Source organism: Fictibacillus gelatini DSM 15865, assembly GCF_000430745.1.
Classification (GTDB): Bacteria; Bacillota; Bacilli; order Bacillales; family Fictibacillaceae; genus Fictibacillus_A; species Fictibacillus_A gelatini.
Genome location: NZ_AUMP01000002.1, coordinates 36,855 through 49,802, shown reverse-complemented (window position 1 = coordinate 49,802; position 12,948 = coordinate 36,855). Strand labels below are relative to the sequence as shown.

At 39.5% G+C, this 12,948-nt stretch carries 11 protein-coding genes; 9 read left to right on the top strand and 2 right to left on the bottom strand.

Annotated elements, in window-relative coordinates; translation table 11 throughout:
• Position 1 precedes the first annotated feature (1 nt).
• A complete protein-coding gene (locus H538_RS22990) occupies positions 2-2,299 on the top strand; it encodes a DNA internalization-related competence protein ComEC/Rec2 (RefSeq protein ID WP_051291242.1) in 2,298 nt (765 codons plus the stop codon).
• Between the two features lie 47 nt (positions 2,300-2,346).
• Here the strand turns inward: H538_RS22990 and H538_RS25380 are convergent, their stop codons facing one another.
• Positions 2,347-2,478 carry a YqzM family protein gene (locus H538_RS25380; RefSeq protein WP_026676367.1) on the bottom strand — a complete coding sequence of 44 codons (132 nt, stop codon included), beginning with the start codon at positions 2,476-2,478 and terminating at the stop codon, positions 2,347-2,349.
• Between the two features lie 343 nt (positions 2,479-2,821).
• On the opposite strand from H538_RS25380, the gene holA reads away from it, so the two are divergent.
• On the top strand, positions 2,822-3,859 hold the full coding sequence (gene holA, locus H538_RS0103285; protein WP_026676366.1) for a DNA polymerase III subunit delta: 1,038 nt from the start codon (positions 2,822-2,824) through the stop codon (positions 3,857-3,859).
• Between the two features lie 59 nt (positions 3,860-3,918).
• Here the strand turns inward: holA and rpsT are convergent, their stop codons facing one another.
• Positions 3,919-4,185, bottom strand: coding sequence for a 30S ribosomal protein S20 (gene rpsT / locus H538_RS0103280; RefSeq protein WP_026676365.1), 267 nt, complete (start codon positions 4,183-4,185; stop codon positions 3,919-3,921).
• A 155-nt stretch (positions 4,186-4,340) separates the two neighbouring features.
• Here rpsT and gpr point away from each other — a divergent pair, with 155 nt between their 5' ends.
• The 7 genes from gpr (at position 4,341) to dnaK (ending at position 12,811) form a co-directional block, all read left to right on the top strand.
• Positions 4,341-5,453 (top strand): GPR endopeptidase, encoded by a 1,113-nt coding sequence (gene gpr / locus H538_RS0103275; protein ID WP_026676364.1) that lies wholly within the window; start codon positions 4,341-4,343, stop codon positions 5,451-5,453.
• 112 nt (positions 5,454-5,565) lie between these two features.
• Positions 5,566-5,916, top strand: a complete 351-nt coding sequence (locus H538_RS22985) for a DUF3679 domain-containing protein (RefSeq protein ID WP_051291240.1) — start codon at positions 5,566-5,568, stop codon at positions 5,914-5,916.
• Between the two features lie 182 nt (positions 5,917-6,098).
• Positions 6,099-7,925 (top strand): translation elongation factor 4, encoded by a 1,827-nt coding sequence (lepA, locus tag H538_RS0103265; protein ID WP_026676363.1) that lies wholly within the window; start codon positions 6,099-6,101, stop codon positions 7,923-7,925.
• Between the two features lie 71 nt (positions 7,926-7,996).
• Positions 7,997-9,139 (top strand): radical SAM family heme chaperone HemW, encoded by a 1,143-nt coding sequence (gene hemW, locus H538_RS0103260; RefSeq protein WP_026676362.1) that lies wholly within the window; start codon positions 7,997-7,999, stop codon positions 9,137-9,139.
• A gap of 109 nt (positions 9,140-9,248) precedes the next feature.
• On the top strand, positions 9,249-10,274 hold the full coding sequence (gene hrcA, locus H538_RS0103255) for a heat-inducible transcriptional repressor HrcA (protein WP_026676361.1): 1,026 nt from the start codon (positions 9,249-9,251) through the stop codon (positions 10,272-10,274).
• Between the two features lie 59 nt (positions 10,275-10,333).
• Positions 10,334-10,927, top strand: coding sequence for a nucleotide exchange factor GrpE (gene grpE, locus H538_RS0103250; RefSeq protein ID WP_081412564.1), 594 nt, complete (start codon positions 10,334-10,336; stop codon positions 10,925-10,927).
• A 48-nt stretch (positions 10,928-10,975) separates the two neighbouring features.
• Positions 10,976-12,811 (top strand): molecular chaperone DnaK, encoded by a 1,836-nt coding sequence (dnaK, locus tag H538_RS0103245; RefSeq protein ID WP_026676359.1) that lies wholly within the window; start codon positions 10,976-10,978, stop codon positions 12,809-12,811.
• Positions 12,812-12,948 lie beyond the last annotated feature (137 nt).

Sequence of the window (12,948 nt, the reverse complement as noted above, 5' to 3'; positions counted from 1 at the left end):
TATGTTTCCCTACTTATATGTTTATGCTCTTTGTGCCATTTTCGGAATTGTGTCTGCAAGATTCGAATGGTTTTGGGCAATTTTTATAATTGCCCCTTTTTATTTTTTAAAAAAATATTCCCCGCAACAAACGACAATCTGCATCTGTTTTTTTCTCTTGTTCTATGCTTACTTTCAGTTCATCGATACTCATAATCATACGGGTTTATCTCCTTCAACCACTTCATTTAAAGGAACAATCGCTTCGATTCCTGAAATTAATGGCAATTTTTTAACCTTTCGATTTCAAGTTCAAAGCGAAACCCTCCAGGTAAACCATTCGATTCATTCAGAATCTGAACAAAGACTTCTTAAAAAACGCCTTAAAATGGGCATGATCTGTTCATTTACGGGACGATTAAAAGAACCGCGGGCAAAAGAAAACTTTGCCGGAATGGATTACAGGCTCTATTTAAAACAGGAACATATTCATTGGCTCGTTCAAACGACAAACGTTCGCCTGTCCAATTGCACTCTTTCCAATCCGGATCGATTCGATGAAATATGGAAAATTAGAGAAAGCGGCATTCGTTACATTGAAACGAATTTTCCTGAAGAGATGTCAGGACTTATGAATGCCCTCATTTTTGGGTATAGAAATGGGATTAGTCGTGAAGTAATCAACGCTTATCAGCAAATGGGGCTGACTCATATTCTTGCCGTATCGGGTTCAAATGTTGCTATTTTAGCGGCGGCTTTCTTTTTTGTATGTATTCGATCAGGACTAACACGGGAGGCAGCTATCCATCTAATTGTGGCAATTATTCCGGTTTATATGCTTTTAACGGGTGGGGAGGCATCGATTATACGGGCCGGTTCGATGAGTATATTTGTCCTTCTTTTTGTTAGATTAAGATGGAAAATGCACCCTTTAGAAGCGATTAGCTTTGTTTGTCTTCTAATGCTGCTTTATAACCCGTATTTTGTTTTCAATCTTGGTTTTCAGCTTTCTTTTTTAATTTCGATGGGCTTGTTGCTTTCAGCGAATTCGATTATGAAACATTGTCGCTATTTTCTTTCGAAGCTAATCGCTACTACTTTTTTATGTCAATTGATCTCGTTTCCGCTTCTTATTTACTCTTTTTACGAATTTTCTATTTGGTCCATTCCGCTAAATGTATTGTATATCCCATTAATTTCAATTGTTATCTTGCCTTTTTCGATTGTAACATTCATCATCCATCTCATCATTCCTCAGGTGAGCTATCTACTTGTCATCTTGCTCAAGTACCTCATTCGCTTGTCCAGCGAATTTCTTCTTTATATGACTGAACATACGGGAACTTTTATTTTTGGCAAACCGCCTATTTTCTTTCTCCTTTTGTACTATGTCGCCATTCTATATTATCTCATCCAATGGGAAGCAAACGGAGTAAGCAAAAAACTTGTGCGGCCGGTCTCTGCCATTAGTTTAGTGCTTCTTTTACACTGGTTTTATCCTTTTTTACTTCCGTTTGCGAACGTAACATTTTTAAACGTTGGCCAGGGGGATAGCATATTAATTGAGCTTCCTTTTAGAAAAGGTGTGTATTTAATTGATACAGGGGGGACGGTTTCTTTTCAAGAAGAGAAATGGGAAGAGAAAAAATCAGAGTACAACGTTACCGAACAAGTTGTACTTCCCGCATTAAAGTCGCGAGGGATCCGCGCGGTCGACAAATTGATTTTAACACATGGCGACCTCGACCATATCGGCGGGGCAAACATTATCTTATCTGAATTGAATGTCAAAGAGGTATTGTATCCAACAGGAAAACTTAAAGAAAAAGTGGAAAAAAAGGTGTTGCAATATGCAGTCAATCAACATATCCCTATCCAAGTGGCACGTAAGGGATTGTCCTGGAAAGAAGGTAACGATCAATTCTTCATTTTATCGCCTTATGGCAATGAAGAAAAATCGAATGATCGCTCAATTGTAATTTATGCCAGGATCGAAAACGTTTATTTTTTATTTACGGGAGATCTTGAAAAGAGTGGAGAGAAACGTATCGTTCAGGATACAAAACCATTTAAAGTAAATGTTTTAAAGGCAGGACATCACGGCAGTAAAACTTCTTCATCGTTTGAGTTGATAAAGCATATCGGACCCGATTATGTAATTATTTCGGCCGGGAAAAATAACCGCTATGGACATCCTCATGAAGAAGTTTTAAAGCGATTGAAAGAGCAAGGTACAACTATTATACGAACGGATGAATCAGGCGATATATCATTTAAACTTGAAGGGAAAAGAATGAAAATTATAACAACAAAAAAGTAAAAAGGGATCCGAACCTATTGGGATCCCTTTTATGTATGAACTTAGTATTAACTTAAAGCTTTCATAAGTACACCAATTGCAAAAATGATCGTAAAGAAAAGAAAGGAAAACGTAAATCCATTGCCGGCATCAATTAAATCATTCCGTTTACATTGAACGTCTTTTTCAAATTCATTCATTTTTCAGACCCCTCCTATTTCGATTTTAGTATAAGCTATTTTTTCATAAAAATCCATAAACAAAAATGGAAAATTAGAAGATCCGATATCTGGTCTCCGGCTTTAGATGCAAAGTTTCGGCTTTTTAAATTTGTTCTTCCTTTTTTGCTAAGAGTTGTCACCAATAGATTGAATTTGCATAGGATATCCTAACATATAAGAAGCTATAATTCGCTAACGGTCGGGAGTCCCGGGGTCTTGGCGGTTAGCGTTTATTATAAATGAAGGGATGGCGAAAGCCATTCCTTCTTTTATCTTGAAATAATGTGGCAGAACGACTACGATTAATGTAGAGGTGAAGACATTGTCACTGTCCAATATAGTAAAAAAATTAAAACAACAGAAAGTTGCCCCATTTTATCTTATTACCGGAACGGAAGGATACATTATCGATGAGGCGCTATCGTCTATAGAGAAGGCCGTTTTAAATGATGAAGAAAAAGATTTTAATTTATCTGTTTACGACTATCAGGAGACGCCAATCCAGGTGGCGGTTGAAGATGCGGAAACACTTCCTTTTATGGGCGAAAGGCGCATTGTCATTTTAAAAAATGCAATTTTTTTAACAGGCGCAAAAGAAAAAAGCAAAGTGGAACATGATTTGACATCATTTGAACAGTACGTCAATCATCCTGTTGATTATACGATATTCATCATTGTTGCACCTTACGAAAAACTAGATGAACGAAAGAAAATAGTCAAATTATTAAAAGCAAGGTCTGAAATGATTAATGCTTCATCCGTTGGTCATGATGCGGCTAGCGATTGGGCAAAAAATCGAGCGGCGGAACAAAATGTTCAAATGGAAAATGATGCCGCCCAATTCCTTATTTCAAAAATTGGCACGGAATTAAGTTTACTGGCGCAGGAAATTGACAAAATGGTATTGTATGTTGGTGAGAATGGGGTAATTTCCGTAGATACAGTTAATGAACTTGTAAGCAGAACGCTTGAAGAAGACATTTTTTCTCTCATTGACGACATTGTACATAAACGGATTGATCAAGCGTTACGTACGTTTTATGACCTTTTAATCCAGAATGAAGAGCCGATCAAAATATTATCGTTAATGGCAAGGCAATTCCGCATTATTTTCGGAGTTAAGGAACTTTCCCAGAGAGGCTATGGAGAAAAACAAATCGCGAGCATGTTAAAGTTGCATCCTTATGTGGTAAAGCTTGCGGGAGGGCAAGCTCGTTTATTCACTGAAAAAGAATTATTGTCGATTTTAGACCGGCTGGCAGAAGCAGATTACGAAATGAAGACGGGAAAAATGGATAAAGTGCTGCTATTAGAATTAATTATTATGGAAATGAATCATGTAAAAAGCAACGGAGCATAACGTCCGTTGCTTTTTTGCAATAAAAAAACGACCTTTAAATAGAGGTCGTTCTTTCATATTTAAGCAGTAATCCCGTTTAATGATTTTGCAAGACGAGATTTATGACGAGAAGCTGCATTTTTATGGATAAGTCCTTTAGTTGCCGCTTTGTCAAGCTTTTTAGTCGCAACAACAAATGCTTCTTTTGCACCTTCAACATCGTTGTTTGCAACTTTCACTTCGAAGTTTTTAATCGCTGTGCGCATTGCAGATTTAATAGATGCATTATGGGCACGACGCTTTTCGTTCGTTTTTACGCGTTTAATTGCAGATTTAATGTTAGCCAATCCATTCACCTCCCTATGCCATTTGCAACCGAGATTGCCAAAAAAATAGGACACACAGTATTCTATCAAAGTCGCCTTTTAATTGCAATACAAGAATGAAAAGGTTCGTACACGGAAAGAATATTAACAGTTTGGAAAGGGCGGTGTTTTTCGGAATGAATAAAGAGTTAAACCTGGATAAATATGCTGTGCGAACTGATCTTGCCATCGAAGCGCGGGAAATGTTGATTGACGAACAAAAGCTTGAAGAAAAAGAAAGTGCGATCCAGGGAATTATTATTAAAGAACGTGACGAGGAAGGCATTAAATTTACACGGGTTGAAATTGATGAAAAAGGGGCGGAGGCAACGGGTAAAAAAGCGGGGACGTATTTAACCTTTGAAGTGCAGGGTATTCGTGAAAAAGATTCCGCCTTGCAGGAAAAAGTGCAAGAAGTATTTGCTCACGTTTTTCATTCGTTTTTGAAAGAGTTAGGAATTACCGAAGAGCAAACATGTCTCGTTGTCGGTCTTGGAAACTGGGCAGTGACACCGGATTCGCTTGGTCCTCATGTTGTTGAAAACCTTTTAATAACAAAGCATTTATTCGATTTAGCCCCGGAAAATGTCCAGGAAGGGTTCCGGCCCGTTTGTGCGATTGCTCCGGGAGTTATGGGAACGACGGGTATTGAAACGAGCGACATCATTGATGGTGTAATAAAAAAAGTAAATCCTGATTTCGTTATTGCCATTGATGCTCTTGCCTCCCGTTCCATTGAGCGTGTCAACACAACGATCCAAATTTCTGATACCGGCATTCACCCGGGTTCCGGAGTCGGGAATAAACGAAAAGAACTAAGTAAGGAAACACTCGGAATTCCAGTCATTGCAATTGGGATTCCAACTGTAGTGGATGCCGTCACAATAGCGAGTGACACTATTGATTTTATTTTAAAACATTTTGGTCGTGAAATGAAAGAAATCGATAAACCATCAAAAAAGCTGACACCTTCGGGAATGACATTCGGAGAGAAGAGAAAGCTGACAGAAGAAGATTTACCGCCTGAGGAAGAGCGGAAATCGTATTTAGGTATTATTGGGACGTTAGATGATGAAGAGAAGAGAATGTTCATTCGTGAAGTGTTAAGTCCGCTCGGGCATAATTTGATCGTCACTCCGAAAGAAGTAGATATTTTTATTGAAGATATGGCCAATGTCATTGCCGGAGGATTAAATACGTCGCTGCATGGACAGGTAAATCAAGGAAACAGTTCATTATATACACATTAAGCGGCCTTTTTAAAAAAACACCTCAGCGTTTTTCTTAAGTCATAATTGGACAAGCGTTGCATAAGGTAAGAGTAATACTGTTGTACAACCCAATAAAGTGAGGGTAGTCGCGATGATTAAATTTATGATGATTTGCTTTATGCTGACATCCATACTGTTATTTGGTGTCCTATTAGGTATGCAAAAAGCGAATGAGGGAATAAAGCATTTAAAAGGAAGCACAAGCGAAATGGACGCTTTGACGATCGAAAAAAAAGACGGAAAAATGGAAGCGGAAGTGCTAGGGAAAAATATTTCAAGCCACGAACTGGAAGAAAAACAAAAAAAACTTGAAAAACTGCATTCATATAATTTTTTCTCGAGCATTGGCGAAAAAATTTCAAATGCGGTTAGTGCACTCGTTAAAGGCGTTGTTTCATTGATTGTTACTCTATTCGAATTCGCCTTTGACTCGGTATTATAAGGTCATTTCCCGGACAAGGGGAATGACTTTTTTATGATTGAATAAGAACGGGGGTATTGCTATAATCAATGCCAGTAGTACTTTGCTTAAATGTGGTTGTTTAAAAAGTCCGGGAATATAAAGCATTATGATCTCGAAGGAGCTAACTTTTTAAACACGCACTAATTGTAGGAGTGAATCGAATGAATCGAGAAGAAAAATTAGCCCGGCAATCGCGTATTCGGAATTTTTCCATTATCGCACACATTGACCATGGGAAATCCACGCTTGCAGACCGGATTCTTGAACAAACAAGCGCGTTATCACAGCGGGAAATGAAAGAACAGCTTTTAGATTCGATGGATCTTGAGCGTGAGCGCGGAATAACGATTAAATTAAATGCTGTTCAATTAAATTATAAAGCGAAAGACGGGGAAACTTATATTTTTCATTTAATCGACACCCCGGGACATGTTGATTTTACGTACGAAGTGTCGCGAAGCCTTGCCGCTTGTGAAGGAGCACTGCTTGTTGTAGATGCGGCCCAGGGTATCGAGGCACAAACGCTTGCCAATGTCTACCTGGCTTTAGAAAATGACCTTGAAATCGTACCGGTCATTAATAAAATAGATCTTCCAAGTGCTGAGCCGGAACGTGTTCGCCAGGAAATTGAAGACGTGATCGGTCTTGATGCATCAGATGCGGTTTTAGCTTCTGCGAAAGCGGGAATCGGGATTGAAGAAATTTTAGAGCAAATTGTTGAAAAAGTGCCAGCGCCAACAGGCGACCCGGACGGCCCGCTGAAGGCCCTTATTTTTGATTCTCTTTATGATCCTTATCGCGGGGTAGTAACGTATATTCGGATAGCAGAAGGGACCGTCCGTGTAGGAGACAAAATCAGGATGATGGCAACTGGCAAAGAATTTGAAGTAGTGGAACTCGGCGTTTTCACGCCAAAAGCAGTACAGAAAGATTTCTTGACCGTTGGGGATGTTGGATTTTTAACAGCATCAATCAAAAACGTAAGCGACACTCAGGTCGGGGACACGATTACAAGCTCGAAAAACCCGGCAACAGAACCGCTTCCTGGCTATCGCAAAATGAATCCGATGGTTTATTGCGGTCTATACCCAGTCGATACGGCAAAATATAATGACTTGAGGGAAGCTCTTGAACGTCTTGTCTTAAATGATTCTGCCCTGCAATATGAACCGGAAACATCGCAGGCGCTCGGCTTTGGATTCCGTTGTGGATTTTTAGGGCTTCTTCACATGGAAATTATTCAAGAACGGATCGAACGGGAATTTAATATTGAATTGATTGCGACCGCACCAAGCGTAATTTATAAGGTGAATTTGACCAGCGGGGAAGATATTATTGTAGACAACCCTGCCAATATGCCGGAATCACAGCTTATCCAGCGCGTGGAAGAACCTTATGTCAAGGCATCTATTATGACACCAAATGATTACGTTGGAACGATCATGGAAATATGCCAGAAAAAGCGCGGAAACTTTTTAACGATGGATTATTTGGAAAACAATCGCGTCAATGTTATTTACGAAATTCCGCTATCAGAAATCGTTTATGATTTTTTTGACCAATTGAAGTCTAATACAAAAGGATATGCTTCATTAGATTATGAACTTATCGGGTATAAGCCTTCGAAGCTTGTTAAAATGGATATTTTGCTAAATGGAGAAAAGATTGATGCACTCTCGGTGATTGTTCACAAAGATTTTGCTTACGAGAGAGGGAAAGTAGTCGTTGAAAAATTAAAAGAGCTTATACCGCGTCAGCAATTTGAAGTGCCTGTTCAAGCGGCAATCGGGAATAAGATTATTGCCCGGTCTACCATTAAAGCGCTCAGGAAAAATGTCCTTGCCAAATGCTACGGTGGAGATATTTCGCGTAAACGCAAGTTGCTTGAAAAGCAAAAGGAAGGTAAGAAGCGGATGAAAACGATTGGCCGTGTCGATGTCCCTCAGGAAGCGTTTATGGCCGTTTTACGCATGGACGATGATAATTGAATAATCGGATGAAAAAGACCGCGATTGCTTAGCGGTCTTTTATAAATCATAGCAGGAAAAGAGGGAGAACAATGCCAGAAGCGGTTTATCTCCATATTCCGTTTTGTGTGAATATTTGTCATTATTGTGATTTTAATAAAGTTTTTTTACAAGGTCAGCCGGTTGCTCGGTATTTAGAAATCATGGAAATGGAAATGAAGAATACGGTAAAAAAGTACCCTTATGACTTTATTGAGACCATTTTTGTCGGCGGAGGCACACCTACTGCGTTGGATGAGAAACAATTAGAATACTTTTTGCAATCGGTTAAAAACCACTTTATAACATCTAAATTAGCGGAATTTACAGTAGAAGCAAATCCGGAGCAAACGACGAAAAAGAAACTTGAAATCATGAAAAAATACGGCGTCAATCGATTAAGTATAGGGGTGCAGGCGTTCCAAACATCATTGTTGAAAGAACTTGGAAGAACGCACCGGCAAGAAGATGTATTTGCGACGATTAAAAATGCGAAGGAAACCGGGATTGAAAACATTTCGCTTGATATAATGTTCGGGTTGCCGAATCAAACGGTTGATATGTTAAATGAAACGCTGGACATCGCATTTTCACTTCAGATCCCTCATTTTTCTGCGTATTCATTGCAAATAGAAAAGAAAACAGTCTTTTATAACCGGTTCAGAAATGGAAATTTGCCGCTTCCAACCGAAGAACAAGAAGCCGAAATGTACAAACTGTTAATTCATAAAATGCAGCAAAATGGGTATCATCAATATGAAATCAGCAATTTTGCCCGTCCAGGTTATGAAAGCAAGCATAATCTCCAATACTGGAATAATAACGAGTATTATGGGATCGGTGCTGGTGCCCATAGCTATGTTGAAGGCGAGCGCAAAGTCAATGCAGGTCCGCTGAAAAAATATATGGCATTAATTGAGGAAACTGGATTTCCTTATATAGAGAGCCATAAAGTGAGCTTTCAAGAAAAAATGGAAGAGGAGTTGTTTATGGGCCTGAGAAAAATAGCAGGCGTGTCTGACTCAACATTCAAAAGAAGATATGGAAAATCGATGTTTGAAATCTTTAAGCAGCCCATCCATTCTTTAATGCAAAGAGGCTTGCTTAAAAAAGAAGGCGACACAATTGCGTTGACAAAAAAAGGAGTATTTCTCGGGAATGAAGTATTTCAGGAATTTATAACGTTGGAATCGTGAGAGGAATTTTCATCATGCCTAAATCATTGACAATTTGATTTCAGGTTGGTAACTTTATAATAGATTTAGCACTCAGAGTTAAAGAGTGCTAACAAAGGGAGGTGGAGGGATGTTATCAGAAAGACAATTGTATATTCTTCAAGTATTAATTGATGACTATATTCAACACGTTGAGCCCATTGGTTCAAGAACAATTTCTAAACGCGATGATATTCCTTATAGTCCGGCCACGATTCGAAATGAATTGGCTGATTTAGAGGAGATGGGATTTCTTGAGAAACCCCATACTTCTTCAGGAAGAATTCCGTCAGAAAAAGGGTATCGGTTTTATGTCGACCATCTGCTTCCTCCACCGGCTTTATCACCAGTTGATGTGCAAAAGATGCGGTTACTATTTAATAAAAAAGTGGAAGATACGGAAAAAATCTTTGAACAATCAGCCAAAATATTATCGGAAATGACGAATTATACGTCGATTATTCTCGGCCCGGAAGCGCTCGAAACAACGTTGAAACATATGCAAATTATTCCATTAACGACGCATTCTGCGGTCGCGATATTTGTCACGAGCACCGGACATGTGGAAAACCGGCAATTCACTTTGCCTGAAGGAATCGAACTAAATGAAATTGAAAAACTCGTCAATATTTTGAATGAGCGGTTAAGCGGGGTTCCGCTTTCAGAGTTAAGCTCAAAAATCCATCACGAATTAGCTGTGGTGTTTAAAAACCATTTGACGAATTATGAGAAAATCGGAAAAGTTCTTGACGGCATTATGAAATGGGGCAAAAAGGATAAAATTTTTTATGGCGGAAAAACAAAAATTTTATCACAGCCCGAATTTCGCGATGTTGATAAAGTAAAGAGCCTCCTGGAAGCATTAGAAGAAAAGACGATCGTTGAACGATTAATTTCTTCTGATACTGACGGAGTCATTGTTACGATCGGTCATGAGAATAAGATTGAAGCGATACAAAATTGCAGTATTATAAAAGCATCTTATTCAGTCGGCGGAAATCATGTCGGTTCGATTTCGTTAATTGGTCCCACACGAATGGAATATAAACGTGTCATCAGTTTAATTGATACGCTTGCTAACGAATTCTCCAAAGCATTTAGCGATCAGTATAACTAAATTCGGGGTGGATATTACATTCGCCTCGGCTATTCATTCCTTTTAGGGAGGTGACAACAATGGAAAAGAAAGAATTGGATGAACAGTTAGTGTCTGAGGAAACGACCCAAACCGATAACGTTGAATCGGAACAAGAAATAGAGGTGTCGGAAGAAGTTGAATCAGCTGTCCAGGAAGAAAAGGAAGAAGAACTTTCTGAAGAACAGCAGAAAATTAATCAGCTAGAGCAGCAGCTTGAGGAAACGACTCAGCGGATGCTTCGTATTCAAGCAGACTATGAAAACTTCCGTAGACGAACACGGGAAGAAAATGCGAAACAGCTCAAATATAAATCGCAAAGCTTAATTGAACAAATTTTGCCTGCTTTAGATAACTTCGAAAGAGCGCTGAACGTAGATGCCGGTCAAGATCAAACTAAAACGCTCCTGCAGGGAATGGAAATGGTATATAGGCAGCTTAAAGAGGCGCTTAAAAGTGAAGGCCTTGAAGAAATTCAAGCAGTGGGAGCAGCATTTGACCCGAACCTTCATCAGGCTGTTATGCAGGTCGAAAGTAATGAACATGAAGCTAACACGGTAGTGGAAGAGCTTCAAAAAGGTTATATGCTAAAGGATCGCGTGATACGGCCGTCGATGGTAAAAGTAAGCAGTTAAAAGGCAATTGAAGAACAGCACTACATATTGACTTGGAGGGAAAAAGGCATGTCTAGAATTATTGGTATAGATTTAGGTACAACAAACTCATGTGTAGCTGTAATGGAAGGCGGTGAAGCTGTTGTTATCCCGAACCCTGAAGGGAACCGGACAACACCTTCCGTCGTAGCATTCAAAGATGGGGATCGTACTGTAGGTGAAGTTGCAAAACGTCAGGCGGTAACGAACCCGAATACAATCATTTCCATTAAACGTCACATGGGAACAAACTATAAAGTAAATGTAGATGGAAAAGAATACACACCTCAAGAAATTTCCGCCATCATTTTGCAAAAGTTAAAATCCGATGCGGAAAGCTATCTTGGTGAAAAAGTAGATCGTGCCGTTATTACGGTTCCTGCATATTTCAATGATGCTCAGCGTCAAGCGACTAAAGATGCGGGTACGATTGCCGGATTGAAAGTAGAACGCATCGTGAACGAACCGACTGCTGCTGCCCTTGCATATGGACTTGAAAAAGGCGAAGATCAAACAATTCTAGTATTTGACCTTGGGGGCGGAACATTTGACGTTTCTATCCTTGAACTTGGCGACGGCTTCTTTGAAGTAAAAGCAACTTCGGGGGACAACCAACTTGGCGGCGATGATTTTGACCAGGTGATTATTGATTATTTAGTGGATCAATTTAAAAAAGAAAATGGCATTGATTTATCGCAAGATAAAATGGCGTTGCAACGACTTAAGGATGCTGCGGAAAAAGCGAAAAAAGACCTTTCCGGCGTTTCTCAGACGCAAATTTCATTACCGTTCATCACGGCGGATGCAACCGGGCCGAAGCATCTTGAGTTAACGCTTTCCCGCGCAAAATTTGAAGAATTATCTTCTCATTTAGTTGAGCGTACGATGGGACCGACTCGTCAGGCGTTAAATGATGCTGGTTTATCGCCAAGTGACATCGACAAAGTCATCTTAGTCGGCGGTTCTACCCGTATTCCTGCTGTTCAAGAAGCGATCAAGAAATTTATAGGTAAGGAACCTCATAAAGGTGTAAACCCTGATGAAGTTGTGGCACTTGGAGCAGCCATCCAGGGCGGAGTGCTCGCAGGTGATGTGAAGGACGTTGTCTTGCTTGATGTTACCCCGCTTTCACTTGGGATTGAAACAATGGGTGGTGTATTCACTAAATTAATTGAAAGAAATACAACCATTCCAACATCGAAATCACAAATTTTCTCCACAGCCGCTGACAACCAAACATCGGTTGATATCCATGTACTTCAAGGGGAACGTGAAATGGCTGCGGATAATAAAACGCTTGGACGCTTCCAATTATCCGATATTCCGCCAGCACCTCGCGGGGTTCCGCAAATTGAAGTTTCCTTTGATATTGACGCAAACGGCATTGTTAATGTTCGCGCAAAAGATCTTGGAACGAATAAAGAACAATCGATTACGATTAAATCTTCTTCAGGACTTTCAGAAGAAGAAATTGAACGTATGGTGAAAGACGCTGAATTAAACGCAGAAGCGGATAAAAAGCGCCGTGAAGAAGTGGATCTCCGCAACGAATCGGATCAATTGATTTTCGCAACGGAGAAAACGTTAAAAGAACTTGAAGGAAAAGTTGACGATGCGGAAGTCAAAAAAGCGAACGATGCGAAAGAAGAGCTGAAAAAAGCGCTTGAAGGAAAAGATATCGAAGATATTAAAAATAAGAAAAATGCATTAAATGAAATTGTGCAACAACTTTCCGTTAAGCTTTATGAACAAGCCGCCCAGGCAGCCGGTGCCGCGCAGCAAAACGGAGCGGAAGAAGGAAAAAAAGCCGGCGACAATGTTGTAGATGCTGAATATGAAGAAGTAGACGATAACGATAAAAAATAAGTTTTCTTTTAAAAAAGAAAGTCAAAGTCAGGCGGTTTCTTGGCTTTGACTTTTTTAATGATTATCACTTATGTTTTACAAATAATGACATGTTACGAATCGTTGTCGCATCTTGCATCGTGATAAGTGAAAATGAT